Genomic DNA, 21,725 nt, shown 5'->3' on the forward strand with positions numbered 1-21,725 from the left:
CTTGCGCTGCATCCAGTCGCATTGGCGTGGGGCTTGTGGGGCCCTCGACGGCATGGGAAGCAGCGGCTTGTGCGGTAGGGGAAATCTCGTTCAACGTCGGCTTGTTCAACATGGGCTCTGTCCTCAGCGGTAACGCAGGCGCTGCGCGGTGTTACGCAACTCCTGCGTTGTTTCGGCAAAGTTAGCCAGCAGATTTTCGAATCGGGTCTTGTCCAGTGCGAGAAAGTCATGCTCGTAGGAATACACCAACGTGTTCTCGCCCGGGTTGATGGTCAACGCGCCGCGTCGTAGCCGCAGGCCCGGAAAAGCATGGGCAAGCAGCTTGCGCAAGAGGATGTCGTCCTGAGGGTCGGCACGCAGATCGATGGTCTCTGCCAACATCGTGAGGCTATCGCCGTTTACATGCAGCGTGAGGTTCATTCCTTCCTGCCACTGTACGGCCTGTGTCGCAGAATTTCCGTTGGCCGCCTGACCACGCCTATCAAGCAGCTTTTGTAGAGTGGAGGATGAGTTCATTGCCAGTATCCGTAGAAAACCATATCGACGGTGAGCGGCCGGAACGCACGCTGTGGTTCCCGGTATCTCGATTAACCTGTGGGACCTGTCGAGACCGGAAACTCCAGAATAAAGTGTTCAGCACAACCTCTGACTTCTGCGAATCACCGCCGTCCGGCCCGTGTGCTCACGTCCACCCACACCGCCAGCACGAGGATGCCGCCCTTGACGATCATCTGCCAGTAACTGTCGACGTCGAGCATGGACATGCCGTTATCGAGACTGGTGATGACCAGCGCGCCAAGCAGGGCACCGTAGACAGTGCCCGAGCCACCGCGCATGGAGGTGCCGCCGATAAAGCAGGCGGCAATGGCGTCCAGTTCGCCCATGTTGCCGGCCGAGGGCGAGCCTGCAGCCAGGCGTGCGGTATTGACCAGCCCGGCGAAGGCACACATGACGCCCATGATGCCGAAGATCCACAGTTTTACGGCCTGTACGTTGATGCCGGATAACCGCGTGGCTTCCATGTTGCTGCCCACCGCATAGACGCGCCGTCCGAAAACCGTCTGGCTGGTGACATAACTGAACACACCGAGCAGGACCAGCAACAGCAACACCGGAACGGGGATTCCGTCGTAGCTGTTGAGCACATAGACAAACCCGCCCAACACAGCGCCGATCAATACCACGCGTAACACATCACGGATCATCGAATGTGCCGCCAGCCCGTGCAGGGCTCTGTTGCGCCGTTGTTTCCAGGTCAGGAACAGCGTCAGGGCCAGCAACAGTACGCCAAGCGCTGTACCGACAGAGTGCGGCAAATATCCCTGGCCGACGTAGACCAGCGAAGGCGATACCGGGGCGATGGTCGTGCCGCCGGTAATCCCCAGAAGAATGCCGCGAAAGGCCAGCATACCGCCCAGCCCGACAATGAAGGAGGGAATGCGCAGGTAGGCCGTCATGTAGCCGTTGGCCAGGCCAATCATCAGCCCACATAGCGCAACCACGCTCAGGTTTGCCAGCAGCGGCATGTGGTAAACCACATCCAGAATCGCCGCCAGCCCCCCGAGCAGGCCCAGCAATGAACCCACCGACAGGTCGATCTCGCCACTGATGATCACCAATACCATGCCGCAAGCCAGAATGCCGGTGATGGACATCTGCCGCAGCAGGTTGGAAAGGTTGCGCGGGGTCAGAAACCCTCCATCGGTCTGCCAACTGAAGAACAGCCAGATCACTGCGATGGCAATCACCAGCGCAAGCATTTTGTAGCGGGTGAAGAACTGTTTGACCTGGTTCATCTATGCGGTCTTCCGGGCATTATTGTCAGGGGCATCGGGGTGGCTGAGCGCAGCGGCGAGCACCTGTTCCTGAGTGAGTTCATGGTTGATGAAGTCGCCGCGCAACTGGCCTTCGCCAATCACCAGCACACGGTCGGAGACTCCCAGTACTTCGGCCAGCTCCGAAGAGACCATGATGATTGACACACCTTCGGCCGCCAGCGCGCCCATCAGCTTGTAAATCTCGTACTTGGCACCCACATCGACGCCGCGGGTCGGTTCGTCGAGAATCAGAACGCGCGGGCGGGTCAGCAGCATCTTCGCCAGCACGGCTTTCTGCTGGTTGCCACCGGACAGGCTGGTGATCGGCAGGAACGGGCTGGCCGTCTTGAGGTGCATGCGCGAGATTTCCCGGTCGATGCTGCCCAGCTCGGCTTCGGCATCGATGCGGGTCATTTTCGAGTAGGTATCGAGAACCGCGAGGGTGATGTTCTGACCAACGCCCAGGTCCGGAATAATGCCCTGACGCTTACGGTCTTCCGGGACCATGCACAGGCCGGCGCGGATTGATTTGAGCGGCGTGCGCGTGTCGACAGGTTGGCCGTCCAGCCAAACTTCACCGGTATATCGGCCCGGGTAGGCACCGAACAGAGCGGACACCAGTTCGGTGCGACCCGCGCCTACCAGCCCGGCAATGCCGAGAATTTCCCCGCGCTTGAGAGCAAACGAAATGTCGTCGACCCGTTTGCGTCCGGGGTTATCGACGTCGTAACAGGTAATATTCCGCGCCTCGAAAATCACCTCGCCGATCTCATGGGGTTCGGTGGGGTAAAGGTTGCTCATTTCGCGACCGACCATCTGGGTGATGATCTTCGGGATGTCCATGTCCGACATGGCGGTGGTGGCGATATGCTTGCCATCACGGATCACTGAAATGGTGTCGCACACGGCTGCCACTTCATCGAGTTTGTGCGAAATGTACACGCACGCCACGCCCTTGGCTTTCAGGTCACGAATGATGTCCAGCAGCACCTCGATTTCCGAGCGTGTCAGGGCTGAGGACGGCTCGTCGAGGATCAACAGACGAGCTTTCTTGTTCAGTGCCTTGGCGATTTCCACCAGTTGCTGGTAACCGCCGCCGTACTGGGAAACCGGCAGTGCCACGTTCATGTCTGGCACTTTGAGCTCACGCATCAACACTTCGGCGCGATGGATCATGGCCGGGTAGTTCATGCGTCCACCCGGGAGCGTCAGTTCATGACCCATGAAGATGTTTTCGGCCACCGACAGGTCAGGCACCAGCGTGAGTTCCTGATGAATGATGACGATACCGGCTTCTTCCGTTTCGCTGATTGACTGCGCCTTGAGGGGGTTACCATCCCAAAGGATCTCGCCGTCCCAGGTGCCGTAGGGGTAAACCGCTGACAGCACCTTCATCAGCGTGGACTTGCCCGCGCCGTTTTCGCCGCACAGGCCGACGCATTCACCGGGCCGGACCTTGATGTCAATGCCGTTCAGGGCTTTGACGCCGTCAAAGGTTTTGACGATGCCGTTCATTTGCAACAGATAGTCGGACATGGCACAGGCTCACACGGGGATCCAAGGGCGTGCCTGAGCCTGCGCAGCCGTGCTGCACAGGCCCAGGCTTTCTATCGACTGATTATCGATAGCTCACTGGCCGCCCATCTGCGCCTTGGTGTAGAACCCGTCTTTCTCCAGCAGGTCGATGTTGTCCTTGGTCAACGGTGTCGGGGTCAGCAGGATGGTGTCGACTTTCTTGCTGCCATTGTCGTACTGCGCGGTAAAGGCAGGCTTCTCGTTGCGCACCAGTTGCACCGACAGTTTGGCGGCTTCGCTGGCAATCAGCTTCAGCGGCTTGTAGACGGTCATGGTCTGGGTGCCATCAATGACCCGCTTGACCGCCGCCAGGTCCGCATCCTGCCCCGAGATAGGCACTTTGCCGGCCAGTTTCTGTGCGGCCAGCGCCTGAATCGCGCCCCCGGCGGTGGCGTCGTTGGAAGCAACGATGCCATCGATCTTGTTGTTATTTCGGGTCAAGGCATTTTCAACAATGCTCAGGGCTTCAGTGGGGTTCCATTCCTTCACCCACTGTTGGCCGACGATTTTGATATCGCCCTTGTCGATGGCTGGCTGCAGCACCTTCATCTGACCTTCGCGCAGAATCTTGGCGTTGTTGTCAGTGGGGGCTCCGCCCAGCAAAAAGTAGTTGCCCTTGGGCGCTGCTTTCAGTACGCCGCCGGCCTGCATTTCGCCGACCTTTTCGTTATCGAAGGAGATGTAAGCATCGATGTCGGCGTTGAGGATCAGCCGGTCATAAGACACCACTTTGATCCCGGCCTTCTTGGCTTCGGCAACGGCGTTGGTCAGCACGGTGGCGTTGAACGGCACGATGACAATCACATCGACGCCGCGAGAGATAAGGTTTTCGATCTGCGATATCTGTTTCTGCTCGTTGGCATCCGCCGATTGCACGAAGACCTTGGCCTCCAGCTTTTCCGCCGCAGCGACGAAGTAATCACGGTCGCGTGACCAGCGTTCCAGACGCAGGTCATCGATGGAAAAACCGATTTTCGGGTGGGTGGAGTCGGCCATGACCGGCAGGGACAGCAAGGCCAGAGCGCTGGCAAGCAGCGTGCGTTTCAGGGTGTTCATAGGGTGCGTCCTTTTATTGTTGTTCGAAAGACACTTCATGATGTGCAGCGTAATGCCGGTGCAACTGTAAAACGTTGTCGGACGCCGCGGGCACAGATTTGTCGTGAGAATGTCACTGCGGCGTCCGTTCAGCCTTGCTTCAGGAGTAGATAAAGCGGTTGACCACTCCTTCAAGCAATTCCTGCCGACCGCTGACGGCTTGTGGGTTGAGGTCGTTGGCGAACGCATGCTCGGCCAGCGAAGCGAGACTGAAACCTCCGCTCAGTACGGATTGGCCAAACGGCTGCTGCCAGCCTGCGTAGCGCTGGTCCTTGAACTGCTGAAGCTTATCGTTCTGCACCATCGCCGCAGCGCGCTCCAGCGCCAGGGCGAGCACGTCCATGGCGGCAACGTGGCCGTGGAACAGGTCGACTTCGTCGAGGCTTTGACGACGGACCTTGGAATCGAAATTGTAGCCGCCATTGGTGAAACCACCGGCCTTGAGAATCTCGTAGGTGGCGAGGGTCATCTCCTCGACGCTGTTGGGGAACTGGTCAGTGTCCCAGCCGTTCTGCGGGTCGCCGCGGTTGGCATCGATGCTGCCAAAGATTCCCAGCGAGATTGCTGTGGCAATTTCGTGGTGGAAGCTGTGTCCGGCCAGGGTCGCGTGGTTGGCTTCGATGTTGACCTTGATCTCTTTTTCCAGACCGTACTGCTGCAGAAAACCGAACACCGTAGCACTGTCGTAATCGTACTGATGCTTGGTGGGCTCCTGCGGCTTGGGCTCGATCAGCAAGTCGCCTTTGAAGCCAATCTTGTGTTTGTGCTCGACCACCATACGCATGAAGCGGCCCAACTGTTCGCGCTCCTGCCTGAGGTCCGTATTGAGCAGGGTTTCGTAGCCTTCACGACCGCCCCACAGGACGTAGTTGGCACCTTTGAGTCGCTGGGTGGCGTTCATGGCACTGAACACCTGAGTCGCGGCGTAGGCAAATACTTCAGGGTCCGGATTGCTGGCGGCTCCTGCGGCAAAGCGCGGGTTGCTGAAACAGTTAGCGGTGCCCCACAGCAGCTTGATCCCGGTTTGTTCCTGATGACGTTCCAGCTGATCAATCATCTGCGCGAAGTTGTTGCGATACTCCTTGAGCGAGCTGCCTTCCGGTGCCACGTCGGTGTCATGGAAGCTGTAGTAGTCGATGCCGAGTTTGGAGAAAAACTCGAAAGCTGCTTCAGCCTTGCCGATAGCCAGCTCCAGCGGGTCCCCGGAACCTTGCCATGGACGCTTGAAAGTGCCGACACCAAACATGTCGGCGCCCGGCCAGACGAACGTGTGCCAGTAACAGGCCGCCATGCGCAAATGCTCGCGCATGGGTTTGCCGAGAATCAGTTTGTCGGCATCGTAGTGACGAAAGGCAAGGGGCGAGTCGCTGTCAGGGCCTTCGTAGCGAACCTTGTCGACGGCGGGGAAGTACGGCATCTGCGTTTTCCTTATTGTTCTTGGCGATGCCTCGATACTAGCAACGGCCCCAGGCCTGCTGATTATGAAAATCGTCAACGCGCAGTGCGATTTTGAGTATTGAGATTGGTCCTTTGCGGGCCTAGTCTGTGTAGAGCGACGTAGTGCTTATCGAATCGATATAAAAATCCGGCATAAAAATAATGAAAACCGTACCCCCCGTTCACCGTATTGCACTGTTGTTCAACGGCAGCAAGATCTATGACCGCGGCATCATCAGCGGCATCGGCAACTACCTAAGCAGTACCCGGGTGTCCTGGGATCTGTTTCTGGAGGAAGATTTTCTCTGTCGCCTGAAAGGCATCGAGCGTTGGCAGGGTGACGGGATCATTGCCGACTTCGACGACCCGCTGATTGGCGAGGCGTTGGCTGGCATCAGGCTGCCGGTGGTGGCGGTAGGCGGTTCCTATCAGGATCAGCGCGCCTACCCGAAGGGCATTCCCTATGTCGCGACCGACAACCACGCCTTGATCAAGGCCGCCTACGAGCATTTGATAGTGGCTGGGCTGACCCGCTTTGCCTGCTTCAGTCTGCCTGAGGCTCAGGCCAATCGCTGGGCGCAGGAGCGCGAGCAGGCCTTTCGCCGACTGCTGCAACGCGACGGCCTGCACGCCGAGGTCTATCGCGGCCTGGGCACCAGTGCACCGCTCTGGGACAGCGCTGTGGAACAGCAGATCGCCTGGCTGCAAAGCCTGCCCAAGCCTATCGGCATCATTGCCGTGACAGATGCCCGCGCCCGTCAGTTGTTGCAGGCCTGCCTGACTGCCGGAATTGCCGTGCCTGAACAAGTGGCGCTGATCGGCATCGACAACGATCCGTTGACCAGAACCCTCACGCGTGTACCGCTGAGCTCGGTGGTTCAAGGCACCGACACAATGGGCCGAACCGCCGCGCGCCTGCTGCACCAGATGTTGCATGGCATGCCGTCTTCCGGCACCCACATTCTGATACCGCCGGACGCTGTCAACGTACAGGCTTCGAGTCTGCACCAACCGTTGGGGGACCCGTATGTCATGCAGGCGTTGCTGTTTATCCGGCAGTACGCGTGCCAAGGCATCAAGACCGCACAGGTAGCCGCGTACGTGGGCGTTTCGCGCTCGTCGCTGGAAGCGCATTTTCGCCGGGTGCGGGGCTGTAGCGTGCATGACGAGATCCTGCGTTTCAAACTGGCCGCTGCCGCACACGGGCTGCAAAATACGGACTGCGCAATTGCCGACATCGCCCGCGATTGTGGTTTCCGGTCGGCGCAATACCTGCATACGGTCTTTCGCCGGGAATTTGGATGCACGCCGCGAGAGTACCTGCAAGGTGTCAATGCGGCAGTGCAATGCCCAGGTGCCTGAGAAGGTCAGGCAGCCACGACCCTTATCGTCCAGAAGTCGGTGGACAGATTTTCATCCAGCAGATAGCTGTAGGGCAGGGTGAAGTAGCCTTCCATGCCCCAGCCAGTGCCCCATGAGTTGCGCAGGATGAAATGCTGGTGGGCATCGTTGTAGCCCACTGCCAACACGCAGTGCCCTCCGAGCATTTTTTCGTGAGGGCCCGGCATCGGGGCATGCCCGGTCTGGGCGACTTTCTTGCTTTCAAAGCTCTCGTAGACGGAAAAACCAATGACAAACGGATAGCCTGCCGCCAGGCAGCCTTTCATCTGGTTGAGGTTTTGCGCAAGCTTCTGGTAGGACACCGCTTTGTATTTTCTAGCGTCCTTGTAGCAGGCAGCCGGAGGTTTGACAGCGAACTTTTCAATGTCATAAGGCCACTCTTTTTCAGGGCAATCACCTTGCTCCGCTACACTTTTGATTCCGTGGCGGATCATCGCGCCGCTGTCCGAATCGACGGTATGCTCAATGACCCGTTCGTTGTAATAGATAAACAACCGCGAGGGCTCGAACGCGGGCGTCAGCTTTTGCTTCATGCGATCGAACTGAATCGCTCCGGCAATACCGTTTGCGGTGCAACTGCCCAGTTGGCCCTGGTCGTATACGGGCGGGCAATGGGGGCGCAGATCAACCATGTGTGGAAGCGCCGCCAGCGCCGTTGTGGGGGCCGCATACAGATGATCGCGATGATCAGGCAGATCGCGAATCCATCCATACTGTTTCACGGTATAGGTCATTTCGTATCTCCTTGTAAGACACTGTCGGAAAAGTTGACAGTCCTCATGTAAACAGGTTTTTGGCAGGCGCGGATTAAACTTCATTTAGTAAGTAGTGAGCTATGAGTTGGCCGAGTGGGCTCATTTGGCCAGTACTGTTAGTTGAGTAATAGGCCATGTGAATCAATTTTTAAATGAACTTGCGGAATAGACTTTCCGCTTTTTTCTGCGCTGGGTACGAGCCACAGAGATTTATCGAAAGTGGCAAAACGATACTGCTTTACAGACGCTTATCCTAAGCCTCATAAGCGTACCAGTTGGTACATTTAAATTGACAGTATGCGATGTCCGGGCTAAAAGATACACCTCGGTACAGTTATGGGCAGGCGCGAGCCACCGCATGCAAGATGAGGGGTAGAGGGATGGAGACGATGCAACTGCATGAAATACTGGCTGCTCACCTGCGTATCGATAAGCCGCAAGCGCTTTGTAACCCTCAACGGGGGCAACGCAGCAGCGGTGAGATACTGGGAGGAGAATTTACCGGCGATCGATTGCAGGGGCAGGTTCTTCCGGGAGGTAGCCTTTTTCTCGTGCCCCAGGATGACAGCCTTGCACGATTCAGCCTGTACTACACCTTGCTGACTGACGACGGAATAAAGATAGATGTCGTCGGAGAAGGGCTCGTGGCCTTCGATGAAACGGACCGCGCGCCATTCGCCGAATCGCGCTGTCGGTGCACGTGCAGCAAACAGTTCAGCGTTCCTTCCGGCGCTCATGATTACCTGCAGAGAAACCTGTACGTCGGCAGATTAAATATAAAAGCCGGGGATGACCGCCTGCGTGTCAGTATTTATCAGGTTAACGAGATATAGAGAGCCTTCAAAGAAGCGCGTGGGTGTGAAAGCAAGTGTCAAGTGTGTTATCAAGGTATAAACCTTGTCGCTGACACTTGGCGGGTCGGCGTGATGGCATTTAAATCATTTTTGCTGGTTATATATATAACCAGAGACTGGTCAGTCTGACAGGGCGGCTTGCGTGCAGGCTGGGTTCAACCATTCTCAGTTTATCAGTCGGGTTTGAAGTGCTCGAAATTGTCCATCAATAAGCAATTCAAGCGTTACTTCCATGGGCGTGAGGACGGTCTGTCGCCCACGCCGGATATATGTCTGGTTCATTTGGTTGTGGCGTGACCGTTACTGGCTGGCAAAAAAGCTTAGTCCTTTGCCGATCGCGCATTCATAACTCACCGGATTGCCGACCTGCTGATAGCCGGGAACACTCAGCGTCGTCATGCTGAATACGGCACTGCCATTAGAGCGTATCTGGTAGCGAATGAACTGCTCGATGGGCTTGTTATCGCGATCGAGGGTGAAGTGGCTGTCCGAGAACGCGAGGGTGCCGTCGGGAGTGATGCGGTAGGCATCGATGCGTTTGCCGCCTTTGGTTTTGGACGGCTCGGCACCCGCGACCGAAGACTTGCATTGCCCAAGATCAATCGCCACAGCGACCGACTCTCCGGTGTTCAACGCCTGGACGATAGCGGGGTAGCTGACCAGCGCGTCGCCAGCGTGAGCAGCACCGGGCAGTGCAAGGGCAAGTAATGCGGCAGCGTAATAATGTTTCATGGCAACTCCAGTAAGTCAGTCTGAAGGTTGAAAAGACCCGTCATCTCGTGGTTATCGAGCGTCGCGAAACCTACCATAAGGTTTCCTTGAAGTGGGCCCTGAATAGCAGTGGCACGGCTCTGATTCGACGTTCTTCATTCTTTTTCTCGATCAGCCGATAGAAATGACGGTGCTAATTTATTCGTCAGCCACGGGAAGGGGATTGAACATGCTGAGACAGCTGAAAATAGCCGCGCGGACCTCCGCCTGCTTTGCGTTGATGGTGGTGCTGGTGTTCGGGCTTGGTATTTTTAGCATTCAGCAATTGCACGGTATTCGTGAGCAATCGCTTGAAATCGAAAACGACGCGCTTCCAGGGATTGCGCTGGGTGACGATATTGCCCTGGCGGTCGAGAAAACCCGCACCACCGTGGCCAAAATGCTTGCCACGCATGATCTTGCGCAGGTAGCTCAGGCTCACAACGAGTTCCTTGAAAGGAAGGCCGGTTTCCAAAAGGCCGTAGAGGCCTACGACCCGCTGATCACCGATGATGAAGAGCGCGCGCTCGTAGAGGGTCTGAAGAGCACTTATCAGGGCTACATCGAGCGTGCCGAAAAGGTCTATACGCTGATCAACGAGAATCAGGCAGAGGCCGGAAGGGCGCTCGTCTGGGGCGAGATGAAGGCCATGGCGGAAAGTATCGAAGCCGCCCTTGGCAAGCTGGAAAAGATCAATGATGACTCCGAAGCCGAATCCAGCGCTGCAGCGACGTCGGTGTATGAAAACGCCCTGATCGTCACTCAGGGGGTTATGTTTCTGACGGTGTTGCTGACCGTATTGCTCGCCTGGCGCCTGACCAAAAGTCTGGCAGTGCCGATCAGTCAGGCGCTGCACAGCTCGGAAACCATTGCTGCGGGCGACCTGCGCCCCAGCGCAATCAACCGTGAGGGCACTGATGAAGCGGCCCTTTTGCTGCAATCGATGGAGCGCATGCGCGGCAATCTGAGCCAGACCCTGACCCAGGTGGGCGATGCCGCTCACCAATTGGCCTCAGCCACAGAGCAAATGAGTGTGCTGATGGTCAACAGCAACGCTGACCTTGTGGTGCAGAACAGCGAGATAGAAATGGCCGCCACCGCCGTTACCGAGATGAGCCAGGCGGTCGACGAAGTAGCGCGAAATGCGGTGGCCACCTCGGAAGAATCCAAAGCCTCTTCGGTGTCGGCCCGCGAAGGTCAGGAAGAGCTCAATCAAACCGTTCAGTCGATCCTTGAACTGACCCGCAATGTCGGCACCGCATCGGTCGAGGCGCAGGCGCTGGCAACCCGCACGCTGGATATCACCAAGGTCCTGGATGTTATTCGCGCAGTCTCCGAGCAAACTAACCTGCTGGCCCTCAATGCCGCCATCGAGGCGGCACGGGCTGGCGATGCCGGGCGGGGTTTTGCCGTAGTTGCGGACGAAGTTCGCGCGCTGGCTCATCGCACCAGCGAGTCGACCCGTGAGATCGAGACCATGATCGGGCACATCCAGCAGGGCACCAAGAGCACGCTGGTAGCGCTTGAAGTCAGTACCGAGCAGGCCCAACGTACCAAACAGCAGGCCGAGTCGGCCAACGCAGTGCTGGCCAGTATCGCCAGTTCGGTCATGGTCATCGATGAGCGAAATACGGTGATCGCCAGCGCTTCTGAGGAGCAGGCGCTGGTCGCGCGCGAAGTGGATCGCAACCTGGTACGAATCCGTGACTTGTCGGCGCAGTCGGCAGTGCGCACCGGCCAGACCGGCAGTGCCAGTCAGTCGCTGGCCGAACTGGCGAGTGATCTGACTACTACCCTTAGGCAGTTCAAGCTTAGCTAAGCAGTCAGGCATGACCTTGCTGTTGCCCGGACAACAGCGAATCGACAATGTGTTCGCCGCCTTGGGCCTGAAGCGTCGGCTATCAGCCTAGACGCAATTCGGCGCAATAGCCTGCAAGCCAGGCTCTGCGCCGTTGCCAGCGTAACCGCAGGGCTTTGGGCATGACCTGTGCACTGCTGATCAGGATTGTTTTCCTGAGCCAGCGGAGCCACCCGAATGCCTGATGCCGTCCCGATTTTTAAGCCAACCCGCCTGCGTGCATTAGGGCGCGCTCTGGCGCTGACCGTGTTGGCCACCAGCCTTGTCGCGACGGCACATGCCGATGACAGCGATGTACCTTCGCTGGCGGGCAAGCGCATCGCGATCAGCATGACCGGTACCAGTCACTACTTCGATATCAAGACGTTTCAGGCGCAGGTGGATGAGGTCAAGCGCCTGGGCGGCACGCCTATAACGCTTGATGCAGGTCGCAACGACAAGAACCTGGTCAATCAACTGCAGACCGTGGTTACGCAAAAGCCCGACGCGGTGATTCAGACCCTGGGCACACTCAGCGTTATCGACCCCTGGCTCAAGCGCATCAGCAAGGCGGGGATTCCACTATTCACCATCGATGCACCTTCGCAATACAGCCTCAACAACACCACCTCGGACAATATTGCCACCGGCAAGGCACTGGCCGGGCAACTGATCAAAGACGCGGGCGGCAAGGGCAACGTGCTGGTATTCAACGGCTTTTATGGTGTGCCGGTGTGTGCCATTCGTTACGACCAGCTCAAGTTGGCGCTCAAGGATCATCCGGAACTGAAAATCATCGAGCCGGAGTTGCGTGACGTCATTCCCAACACGGTTCAAGACGCTTACTCGCAAGTCTCGGCACTGCTTAACAAGTATCCCAAAGGCAGTGTTTCGGCGATCTGGGCGGCCTGGGACATTCCCCAGCTGGGTGCCAGCAAGGCACTGATCGACGCCGGAAGAACTGAAATCAAGACCTATGGTGTCGACGGCACCCCGGAAGTGCTTGAACTGATGCGCCGTGAGAACTCGCCGATTGGTGCGGTGGTTGCGCAGCAGCCGGCCCTGATCGGCAAGACCGCGGTGCAGAACGTCGCTCGCTACCTGGCCGGGCAACGCGACCTGCCCAAAGAGACTCAGGTGCCGACCCTTCTGACCACGGCCGCCAACCTGCCGCAAGTGCAAGAACTCAGGGGTGATAACTGACGCAGGAGATCGACCATGAGAGCAGCGATTGCAGACGTTACGAGGGCAACGGCGGCCTTGCACTTGCAGGGCATCAGTAAGCGCTTTGGTGCCACTCAGGCACTGGATGGGGTCAACCTGCGGGTCGAGGCCGGAACGATTCATGGGCTGGTTGGCGAAAACGGCGCAGGCAAGTCAACCCTGATCAAGGTCCTCGCCGGTATTCATCGCGCCGATGCGGGCAGCTTGAGCATTCATGGCCAGCAGTTCGACAGCTTTACTCCGCGCCAGATTGAAGCCGCGGGCGTGCATTTCATTCATCAGGAGCGCTTGCTGCCGGGCAGCTTCAGCGTCGGTGAGGCGTTGTTTTTCGGGCAGGAAATCAAACGCGGTCTGTTCGTCGATCGACGCGCTCAGGAGCGCGAAGCGGCCCGGTTGCTGGATGATTATTTTGCCATGCGCCTGCCGAGCGGGGCGCTGGTACGCGATCTGGACAGCGCGCAGCGACAGATATTGCAGATCACCCGCGCACTGCTGGCCAAACCGCAGGTGCTGGTGTTCGACGAGCCGAGTGTGTCACTGGTCAAACAGGAGGTGGACCGGTTGTTGGCGATTGTCCGGCGCTTGCGCGATGACGGTCTGACCATTGTGTACATCTCCCACTACCTGCAGGAAATCGAATCGTTGTGTGATCAGGTCACCGTGCTGCGCAATGGACGCGATGTGGCGGTGGTTGATCCCGCGCTTGTCAGCACCGCGCAGATCGCCCGGCTGATGGTCAATCGTGACGTGGGTGAGCAATATTTCCGGGCGCAGACGCAGCCCGGCCCGCCAGTGCTTCAATTGAACGAGCTGGGGGCAGGGCGCTTTTACAACGGCGTTGACCTGAGCGTGCGAAGTGGCGAAGTGGTGGGCCTGACCGGGCTGGTCGGCTCGGGTGCCAAGGAACTGCTCAAGAGCCTGTTCGGGCTGCTCAAGCCGGATCGTGGCGACGTGCTGTTGAATGGTCAGCCGTTGCGCCTGAAATCCCCTCGTGATGCGGTGCGCAACGGTATCGCGCTGGTCCCCGAAGAGCGCCGCACGCATGGCGTAGCGCCAGCGCTTTCGGTGCTGGAGAACATTACCCTGGCCAGCCTCGGGCGCTTCAGCCGCTGGGGATTGCTCGACGGTGCTGCGCAGTCAAGGGAAAGTCAGCGCCTGATCGGTGAACTGGCGATCAAGACCTCAGGCCATGATGCGGCGGTTCAATTGCTCAGCGGTGGCAACCAGCAAAAAGTCGCCCTGGCCAAGTGGCTGAGTCGACACTCGACGTTGTACCTGCTGGATGAGCCCAGTGTGGGTGTCGACATTGGTGCCAAGGTGGAAATCTACCGGCTGATTGCCCGGCTGGCTGAAGGCGGTGCAGCAGTGCTGGTGCTGTCGTCGGACCTGCCGGAACTGATCGGCATCACCCAGCGCATTGTGGTGCTGCACAGGGGGCGTATTGCGGGCGAATTCGATTCGTCGAGCACCGACAGTGACCAGTTGCTGGCCTGCGCCACCGGTGCCAGCGAAAGCCGTCATGACGGTAAAAATACTCTCCAGGAGACCCGCCATGTCCACGCTTGAAACATCAGTCATTCAGGTCGGCGATCCCTCGCAACGCTGGCTGGTGCGGCTGGCACAGCGCGGTTCGTTGCTGGTATTTCTGGCGATACTGCTGGGCTTTGCGGTCAGCGCGCCCAACTTTCTCAGCATCGGTAACATCAGCAACGTGTTCGCCCAGTCAGCCGTGCTGGGCATATTGGCGCTGGGCCTGACATGTGTGGTCATCGGCGGTGGCTCCAACGTTGTCAGCGGCGGGCTGGACCTCTCGCTGGCGGCCAATCTCGGTCTGTGCGCAGCCGTTTACAGCAGTCTGAACAACGCCGGTTTCGAAGCCTGGCAAGCGATTGGTTTGACGCTCGCCTGTGGTCTGCTGGTTGGCGCGCTCAATGGTCTGGCAGTGGTGTTTTTACGCTTGCCGCCGTTGCTGGCGACACTTGCGAGCATGAATTTGATTGCAGGTCTGGAGCTGGTGCTGACCCAGAACACCGTACTGGCTACCGATTCCGCGCTGCTGGACAGTCTGGCTTCCGGCGTCTGGCTGGGCATTCCGGCGCTGGCGTGGGTGTTGCTGAGTGTTGCAGCGCTGTTGTGGCTGCTGATTCAGCACAGCGCGTTTGGCCTGCGCCTGTATGCCATCGGTGAATACCCGCAAGCGGCAACTGCTGCCGGCCTGAATCTGCAGGGCCATGTGTTCGCCAGCTACCTGATTGCCGGTGGCTGCGCCGCCATTGCGGCGTTCTGCTCTGCTGCATTTTTCAGTGGCAGCACCACCGGCTCCGGCGACATGCTGCTGTCAGTGGTGGCGATTGCCTTTCTCGGTGTGGTGTTCTCGCGGCGCCTGACCGCCAACATTCCTGGCACCTTGCTGGCGACGTTGCTGCTGGGTTTTCTGATCAATGGCTTTCAATTGCTGAACATCTCCAATTTCTGGGTCAATGGCGTTCAAGGCGTGCTGATCCTGCTGGTGGTGGCATTTTCCGGGGCGCTGGGCCGCCGGGAGGGTGAACAATGAATACGCTGACCCTGAACACTTCTTCAACACTGGTGAAATTCCTGCCGCGCCTGTTGCCTGCGGTCCTGCCGCTGTTGGTATTGATCATCCTGCTGTTTTTCGCCATCAATGCACCGGGATTTCTGAGCTGGGGCAACCTGTCGAGCCTGGTGCTGAACAATTTTGTGTTGCTGGCCATTGTGGCCGTTGGCATGACCTGGGCAGTTGCTGCCGGCGGCATCGATCTGTCGGTGGGAACAGCGCTGGACTTTGCCAGCCTCGGCTTTGTCCTCACGCTCAATGGCGGCCACGGTCTGGGCGCGGCCATCGCGGTGGCCTTGTTGGCAGGCGGCGCGGCGGGCGCGTTCAATGCGACGCTGATCGCCGGGCTGCGTATTTCGCCGTTTCTGGCGACGCTGGGTACATTGTTTATTGGCACCAGCGTGCAGCAGTTGTTATCCGACGGTGGTCAACCTATCTACATCGCTCAGGGCGCGTTGCCGGGCATTAGCGGCGTACTGATTCTGGGCGTGCCATTGCCTCTGGTGGTGGTCGGGGTGCTGGCAGGGTTTTACGGGCTGGTGCTGGCGCGTGGCCGTTTGGGGCGAGAAATGCTTGCGCTGGGGACGCAGCCGCAGTTGGCGTATTACTCAGGGCTTTCTACCCGGCGCATCGCCGTACAGGTGTTTGTCGCCAGCGCTCTGGCCTGCGCGGTCGCCGGTATCCTGCTCAGCTCCACGGTCAACGCCTATGTGCCGATGTCGGGCAATGCCTACCTGATCAACGCCATTGGCGCGGTGTTCATCGGCACGACGCTGAGTCGCCATGGGCGTGCCAACATTGTCGGGACGTTATTGGGCGTGCTGTTCATCAACGTCATCGCCAATGGTTTGTTGTTGATCGGCTGGAACTTCTATTGGCAGCAGGTGGCGACCGGGGTGCTGATCTTTCTGGTGCTGGCGTTCAGCTTTGCCAGTCGCCACCTGTTGCGTAACGCGGCGTAACCTTACGCCTCAGGCTTTGCCGGTACCGCTGCCGATCTGCCAGACAAAAGGCGGCTCGGTACCATTGATGCGCCAGTCACCGACAATGCGCGCCTTGTAGATCAGCGGATTGTGCGATGCCGCTGTGCGAGCATTACGCCAGTGGCGATCCAGCGCCTTGTTGACGCTGACGCCTGACGCGCCCAGCGCATTGAACAGCTCGGTGGCAGAGCGCAGCACCAGTTCCGACACAATGACCTGCGCCTTGGCCGTCTCGATTTCCGCGGCAATGTTGGCGTCTTTTTCCTGCTGTGGATTATTGCCGAAGCGTGCCACATAAGCGCGTTGCAAAGGCTCGGCAGAACGCAGGGTGGCCGCTTCGGCGGCGTAGACCTGAGCGGAGATCTGCCCGACCACTTGCTGCACCTGTGAGTCCTGGCTGACGCTGCCCGCATTGCCGTGGCTGAAGATGCGCTTGCGGTCGCGCACTTCATGCGCGATGTCGCGTTCGACGGCTCGGCCAATACCTGCCAGCACCGCCAGCAGCACCAGCTGATAGAACGCCGTCTGGTATTTGAAACGCTGCTCGAACGGAATGACATGTGTGGCAGGCAGCGGCACATTGTCGTACACCGAGGTGCCACTGCCGGTGGTGCGCTGGCCAAACCCGTCCCAGTCGTCACTGTGACGCACGCCTGTGTGCCTGGCATCCACCACCGCAATCACATCGGCTCCAGTGTCGGCGCGCTGGGCGTAGACGTCGATCCAGTCGGCGAAAATGCTGCCGGTGCTGTAAAACTTGGTGCCGTTAAGCACGAAGCCATCGCCTTGAGGGCTGACTTTGGTTATCACATCGCCGATTTTCACTGCACCGACCTCGGTCCAGCCGTTGCCGACCAGATCCCCAGCCACGAAGCGTGCAAACCATGTGTCCCGGTCGGCGCCGGGTGGTGCGTTCAAGCGGTCTTCGACAAAGGCGAAATGCGCTCGCAAGGCTTGCGGAATGTTCGAGTCGGCTTCGGCCAGTTCTATCAGCAGTTGAAACAGCTGGCTCACCGAAGCGCCCGCACCGCCGTATTCGACGGGTACCCGCACAGCGCCGAAACCGGCTTTCTTCAGCCAGGCAATCGGTTCATAGGGCAGGGCGCGGGCTTTCTCGCGTTCGACGTTACCAGCGCCGATCTCGCGGAAAATCGGCCGGAACCGGTTGGCCAGAGTTTCGTAATCGGTGCCCAGCGAGAGAGGGTTTGAGCCGGTTGATTGAGTCATGCGGTACTCCTGAACGCGAAGAGATCGGCACATGGGCCGGGTGGGTTCGTGCAGATCTCTGCATGCTTTATGCCTGAATATAACTATCTGATTTTTATAGATTTTATTTTAATTGGCGGATTCATCTGTTGTCCGGGCAACAGCCGCGCAACAGCTTGTCTGCAAACCGCACAGTGATAAAACTCATTCAGGCGTTGCAACCTATTGATATTAATAAGGTTGTTAGACTGGCACGCTCGCTGCTATGGCTTCATCGATTCTTTATCGACGGAAGCGCAACATGTGCGACTCATTGCCCCAGGCGCTGCTACAGCAGGCTCAAAGCCGCTCTGAACAGACGGCCTTGCGTTACAAGCAATTCGGTATCTGGCAGAAACGTAGCTGGGGCGAGCTGGCCATTGACGTCAGAAGCTTGGCTGCTGCCTTGAAGGGCGTCGGGTTCGGCCCGGCCGACAGGCTGTTCATTATCAGCGAGGCGCGAGCCGAAGCGTTGTTGTTGACGCTGGCGGCGCACTGGCTTGGGGGCAGCGTCAGCCTGCTCGACCCGGCGCTGGATAACCGCACATGGCTGGCAGGCCAGTCCCCGGAGTTTGCAGTGGTCGACGGGCTGGAAGCGCTTCTCCAGGTGCGCGTCGCCTCATCGGGCATCGTCGTGTTGCTGGACAAGCGCGGCCTGACTGAGGCTGATGACAGCGGGGTGATCGACTATGCCCGACTGCTGAACGAATCGGCTGGCGACGTTGCCGATCCGCGCCAGAGCCGGGCTGCGGCCTTTGTCTTTCCCGCTTTCGACTGGCAGCCGGACCTGCAGTTGAGTCATGCAGTTCTGCTTTCGGACGCAAGGCAATTGGCGCAAAGGCATGCGCTTTCCAGCCAGGATCAGGCATTGGCCGCCAGAGTGTTTGCCGCCAGCGGGCAGGCGCGCTATCTGTTGGCACCCTGGCTGGTTGCCGGGTTTTGCCTGAATTTTCCCGAGGCCCTTGGCACTCGCGACAACGACCGTCGCGAACTGGGGCCCACCCTGGTGCTGGGCACTCGCGAGTCCTACGCACGTCTGGAACTCTGGGTCAGGGAGCGCTTGCCGCTACCAGCCAGCATCAGCCACCGGCTTTATCAATGGGCGATGGCTCCTGCTCCGGGTGTCGTGCGGCGCTGGCTGGGTTATTGGTTGATTCGCCGCCCGCTGCTGGACGTGTTGGGCATGAGTCGGCTGGCTAAACCATTGCTGGCAGGCGATGCGCTGACGCCACAGAGCGAAGCGTTTTTTACGGCTCTGGGTATCAGGCCAATCAGGTTGGGGGCTGCGAGCCAAACCAGTCAGCCACAAGAACCGGCAGATGATATGCCGCATGCGCCAGCACTACTGGGTGTGCCGTCTTGAATGCGCTGGCGCCTGTGGCGCTATTGGAACTTGAAGATATTTCCTTATCTTTCAAAGGGGTTAAAGCTGTTACCTCAATCAGTTTCTCGGTGGCTACAGGCGAGATCTGCGCATTGATAGGCCCCAATGGTGCGGGCAAGAGTTCGCTGCTCAACGTCATCAATGGCGTGTATCAGGCGCAAAGCGGCTCCATCACTTATGCCGGCCAGACGCGCCGCCGGATGCGTCCGCACCAGGCGGCCGAGGGCGGTATCGCCCGTACTTTTCAGAATATCGCCTTGTTCAAGGGCATGAGTGTGCTGGACAACGTGTTGACCGGGCGCAATCTCAAACGGCGCAGTACCTGGCTTGAGCAGATGCTGCGCATCGGTCGGGCACCTGCCGAAGACGACGAACAACGCCGGCATGCCGAGCGGGTGATTGAGTTTCTGCGCATCCACCCGTGGCGCCATGCACTGGTGGGCAAACTTTCCTATGGCCTGCAAAAACGTGTCGAACTGGCCCGCGCCCTGGCGGCGGAACCGCGTCTGCTGTTGCTGGACGAGCCGATGGCCGGAATGAATGCCGAAGAGAAGCACGAGATGAGTCAGTTCATCCGCGATATCAATCGTGAGCTGGGCGTCACTGTGGTGCTGATCGAGCACGACATCGGTGTGGTGATGGGCCTCAGCGACCATGTGGTGGTGCTGGATTACGGTCGCAAGATCGGGGACGGCACACCCGCGCAGGTTCGCGCCAACCCCCAGGTAATCGCTGCGTATCTCGGCACGCGTCGTTCGTCTTCGGTCGGGAAACCATAAACCATGGAATTCTTTTTTGAAGTGCTGATCGGCGGGCTGTTGGCAGGTGTCATGTACTCGCTGGTGGCGATTGGGTTTGTGCTGATCTACAAGGCGTCGGGGGTGTTCAACTTCGCTCAGGGCGCGATGGTGCTGTTCGCGGCGCTGACGTTTGTCAGCCTGCTGGAGCGGGGTGTGCCATTTTTCTGGGCGTTTCTGGCAACGCTGGCCAGCATGGTGGTGCTGGCGCTGTTGATCGAAAGAATGGTTCTGCGCCCACTGGTCAATCGTCCACCGATCATTCTGTTCATGGCCACCCTTGGCCTGTCGTACATGATCGAAGGCCTGGCCCAGGCGCTGTGGGGGGCGCAGGTTCACGGCCTGGAGCTGGGCATCCCTGACGAGCCACTGGAAATTCGCGGCATGTTGCTCTCGCAGTTCGACCTGTTCGCGGCGGGCACGGCTGCGGCGCTGGTGATTGCCCTGTCGTTGCTGTTCAACCGTACTCGTATCGGTCTGTCGTTGCGTGCAGTGGCGGACGACCCATTGGCCTCGCTGGCCGTGGGTATCCGTTTGCCACGCATCTGGGCGGTGGTCTGGGCCGTGGCCGGGTTTGTCGGACTGGTGGCCGGGCTGCTCTGGGGGGCGCGGCTGGGGGTGCAGTTTTCCCTGTCACTGGTGGTGCTTAAGGCGCTGCCGGTGTTGATCATTGGCGGTTTTTCCTCGATTGGCGGCGCGATTGTCGGCGGTCTGATCATCGGCGCAGCCGAGAAGCTGGCCGAGATTTACCTGGGGCCGATCATCGGCAGCGGTATCGAAAACTGGGTGCCGTATGTGCTGGCGCTGTTGTTTCTGCTGGTTCGTCCTGCCGGCCTGTTCGGCGAGCGGGCGATAGAGCGCGTCTGACTTTCATCAAGGATCAATGCCATGCTTTATCGAGAAACCGGACAACTGGCGAGTAGCTACGCGGATGAACGCCGGGTGTTTCGTCTGCGCCAGGACCGCATCGGGCTGTGGAGTCTGTTGGTATTCGCTTTTATCGCAGTGCCGTTGCTGGGTAACGATTACTGGTTCAGCGCGATCCTGATTCCGTTTCTGGTGCTGTCGCTGGCGGGGCTGGGGCTTAACCTGTTAACCGGTTACGCCGGGCAATTATCGCTGGGCTCGGCTGCGTTCATGGCGGTGGGTGCTTTCGCTGCCTATAACCTGCAACTGCGGGTGCTGGGCATGCCATTGCTGCTCGGTTTTGCGCTGGGCGGGCTGGTGTCTGCGCTGGTGGCGTTGCTGTTCGGGCTGCCGAGCCTGCGGATCAAGGGCTTCTACCTGCTGGTCTCGACACTCGCCGCACAGTTTGTGGTCGAGTGGGTGTTGACCCGCTTCAGCTGGTTCACCAACGACAATGCCTCGGGCGTGATCACCTCGCCGCCACTGATCATCGCCGGGGTGAATTTCAGCTCGCCGCAAGGCCGCTACCTGTTGACGCTTGGGCTGGTAGTGCTGCTTTTCTGGCTGGCTAGAAATCTGCTGCGCGGCGAGCTGGGCCGCAACTGGATGGCCGTGCGCGATATGGACACCGCCGCTGCGGTAATCGGCATCCGCCTGTTCAAAGCCAAACTTCTGGCATTCGCCATCAGCGGTTTCTATCTGGGCGTCGCTGGCTCGCTGTGGGCGTTCGCTTATCTGGGCACGGTCGAGCCGCATGGTTTTGACCTGAACCGGTCATTCCAGATTCTGTTCATCATCATTATCGGCGGGTTGGGCAGCGTGCAAGGCAACTTCCTTGGCGCAGCGTTCATCGTGCTGTTCCCGATTCTGCTCGGCAACCTCAGCGCCTTGTTGCCGGTCGGTCTGATCGACTCCGGGCAACTGGAAAACATTCAGAAAATGCTTTTCGGCGCCTTGATCATCGCTTTTCTGATCAAGGAGCCCGAAGGGCTGGCGCGTCTCTGGCTGCGCTTTCGTCAGCGCGCACGCGTCTGGCCGCTGCGCTATTGACTGGTTACTCACCCACAAAAACCTCGTATACCTCAAG

The 21,725-nt window shown here is 58.9% G+C and carries 19 protein-coding genes and 1 pseudogene; 12 read left to right on the forward strand and 8 right to left on the reverse strand.

Going from position 1 to position 21,725, the window contains the following annotated elements; all coding sequences use genetic code 11:
• Positions 1–123: 123 nt before the first annotated feature.
• From RYC18_RS10895 to xylA, 5 genes are all read right to left on the reverse strand, one after another.
• Complete coding sequence (locus RYC18_RS10895) at positions 124–516, reverse strand: CesT family type III secretion system chaperone (protein ID WP_225231678.1); 393 nt, start codon at positions 514–516, stop codon at positions 124–126.
• A 143-nt stretch (positions 517–659) separates the two neighbouring features.
• Positions 660–1,796: a sugar ABC transporter permease gene (locus RYC18_RS10900; protein ID WP_316885889.1), complete on the reverse strand. Its 1,137-nt coding sequence runs from the start codon at positions 1,794–1,796 to the stop codon at positions 660–662.
• A complete protein-coding gene (gene xylG / locus RYC18_RS10905) occupies positions 1,797–3,353 on the reverse strand; it encodes a D-xylose ABC transporter ATP-binding protein (RefSeq protein ID WP_316885891.1) in 1,557 nt (518 codons plus the stop codon).
• Between the two features lie 93 nt (positions 3,354–3,446).
• The gene (gene xylF / locus RYC18_RS10910) at positions 3,447–4,448 is read right to left on the reverse strand and encodes a D-xylose ABC transporter substrate-binding protein (protein ID WP_005746437.1); all 1,002 of its coding nucleotides are present in this window, start codon (positions 4,446–4,448) and stop codon (positions 3,447–3,449) included.
• A gap of 139 nt (positions 4,449–4,587) precedes the next feature.
• A complete protein-coding gene (gene xylA, locus RYC18_RS10915) occupies positions 4,588–5,904 on the reverse strand; it encodes a xylose isomerase (protein ID WP_316885894.1) in 1,317 nt (438 codons plus the stop codon).
• 182 nt (positions 5,905–6,086) lie between these two features.
• On the opposite strand from xylA, the gene RYC18_RS10920 reads away from it, so the two are divergent.
• Positions 6,087–7,286 (forward strand): XylR family transcriptional regulator, encoded by a 1,200-nt coding sequence (locus RYC18_RS10920; RefSeq protein ID WP_002553371.1) that lies wholly within the window; start codon positions 6,087–6,089, stop codon positions 7,284–7,286.
• A 5-nt stretch (positions 7,287–7,291) separates the two neighbouring features.
• Here the strand turns inward: RYC18_RS10920 and RYC18_RS10925 are convergent, their stop codons facing one another.
• A complete protein-coding gene (locus RYC18_RS10925) occupies positions 7,292–8,059 on the reverse strand; it encodes a C1 family peptidase (RefSeq protein ID WP_316885899.1) in 768 nt (255 codons plus the stop codon).
• Positions 8,060–8,460: 401 nt separating this feature from the next.
• On the opposite strand from RYC18_RS10925, the gene RYC18_RS10930 reads away from it, so the two are divergent.
• Positions 8,461–8,913, forward strand: coding sequence for a DUF3237 family protein (locus RYC18_RS10930; RefSeq protein ID WP_004665230.1), 453 nt, complete (start codon positions 8,461–8,463; stop codon positions 8,911–8,913).
• Between the two features lie 321 nt (positions 8,914–9,234).
• Here RYC18_RS10930 and RYC18_RS10935 read toward each other — a convergent pair whose 3' ends face one another.
• Positions 9,235–9,666 (reverse strand): VirK family protein, encoded by a 432-nt coding sequence (locus RYC18_RS10935; protein WP_002553374.1) that lies wholly within the window; start codon positions 9,664–9,666, stop codon positions 9,235–9,237.
• A 259-nt stretch (positions 9,667–9,925) separates the two neighbouring features.
• Between RYC18_RS10935 and RYC18_RS26440 the strand changes: the two are divergent.
• From RYC18_RS26440 to RYC18_RS10960, 6 genes and pseudogenes are all read left to right on the forward strand, one after another.
• Positions 9,926–10,351: pseudogene (locus RYC18_RS26440) on the forward strand (MCP four helix bundle domain-containing protein); the annotation flags it as partial.
• Positions 10,334–11,503: a methyl-accepting chemotaxis protein gene (locus RYC18_RS10940; RefSeq protein ID WP_371912930.1), complete on the forward strand. Its 1,170-nt coding sequence runs from the start codon at positions 10,334–10,336 to the stop codon at positions 11,501–11,503. The pseudogene RYC18_RS26440 and the gene RYC18_RS10940, both read left to right, overlap by 18 nt.
• A 216-nt stretch (positions 11,504–11,719) precedes the next feature.
• Complete coding sequence (locus tag RYC18_RS10945; RefSeq protein ID WP_316885905.1) at positions 11,720–12,724, forward strand: sugar ABC transporter substrate-binding protein; 1,005 nt, start codon at positions 11,720–11,722, stop codon at positions 12,722–12,724.
• Positions 12,725–12,739: 15 nt separating this feature from the next.
• Positions 12,740–14,311: a sugar ABC transporter ATP-binding protein gene (locus tag RYC18_RS10950; protein ID WP_316885907.1), complete on the forward strand. Its 1,572-nt coding sequence runs from the start codon at positions 12,740–12,742 to the stop codon at positions 14,309–14,311.
• The gene (locus RYC18_RS10955; RefSeq protein WP_044323252.1) at positions 14,298–15,302 is read left to right on the forward strand and encodes an ABC transporter permease; all 1,005 of its coding nucleotides are present in this window, start codon (positions 14,298–14,300) and stop codon (positions 15,300–15,302) included. The genes RYC18_RS10950 and RYC18_RS10955 overlap by 14 nt, the downstream gene beginning before the upstream one ends.
• Positions 15,299–16,285 (forward strand): ABC transporter permease, encoded by a 987-nt coding sequence (locus tag RYC18_RS10960; RefSeq protein ID WP_316885911.1) that lies wholly within the window; start codon positions 15,299–15,301, stop codon positions 16,283–16,285. The genes RYC18_RS10955 and RYC18_RS10960 overlap by 4 nt, the downstream gene beginning before the upstream one ends.
• Before the next feature lie 9 nt (positions 16,286–16,294).
• Here the strand turns inward: RYC18_RS10960 and RYC18_RS10965 are convergent, their stop codons facing one another.
• Positions 16,295–17,533: an acyl-CoA dehydrogenase family protein gene (locus RYC18_RS10965; RefSeq protein ID WP_316885913.1), complete on the reverse strand. Its 1,239-nt coding sequence runs from the start codon at positions 17,531–17,533 to the stop codon at positions 16,295–16,297.
• Between the two features lie 280 nt (positions 17,534–17,813).
• On the opposite strand from RYC18_RS10965, the gene RYC18_RS10970 reads away from it, so the two are divergent.
• Genes RYC18_RS10970 through RYC18_RS10985 form a run of 4 tightly spaced genes read left to right on the forward strand, consistent with a single transcriptional unit; the run spans position 17,814 to position 21,688 of the window.
• Positions 17,814–18,914 carry an AMP-binding protein gene (locus RYC18_RS10970; RefSeq protein WP_316885916.1) on the forward strand — a complete coding sequence of 367 codons (1,101 nt, stop codon included), beginning with the start codon at positions 17,814–17,816 and terminating at the stop codon, positions 18,912–18,914.
• 5 nt (positions 18,915–18,919) lie between these two features.
• Positions 18,920–19,714: an ABC transporter ATP-binding protein gene (locus tag RYC18_RS10975; protein WP_029240831.1), complete on the forward strand. Its 795-nt coding sequence runs from the start codon at positions 18,920–18,922 to the stop codon at positions 19,712–19,714.
• A 3-nt stretch (positions 19,715–19,717) separates the two neighbouring features.
• The gene (locus RYC18_RS10980; RefSeq protein WP_005733105.1) at positions 19,718–20,599 is read left to right on the forward strand and encodes a branched-chain amino acid ABC transporter permease; all 882 of its coding nucleotides are present in this window, start codon (positions 19,718–19,720) and stop codon (positions 20,597–20,599) included.
• Between the two features lie 21 nt (positions 20,600–20,620).
• Positions 20,621–21,688, forward strand: coding sequence for a branched-chain amino acid ABC transporter permease (locus RYC18_RS10985; protein ID WP_316885920.1), 1,068 nt, complete (start codon positions 20,621–20,623; stop codon positions 21,686–21,688).
• The last annotated feature ends 37 nt before the right edge of the window (positions 21,689–21,725 follow it).

The sequence above is a fragment of the Pseudomonas syringae group sp. 247E2 genome, assembly GCF_032587795.1.
In the GTDB taxonomy this organism is placed as follows: domain Bacteria; phylum Pseudomonadota; class Gammaproteobacteria; order Pseudomonadales; family Pseudomonadaceae; genus Aquipseudomonas; species Aquipseudomonas amygdali.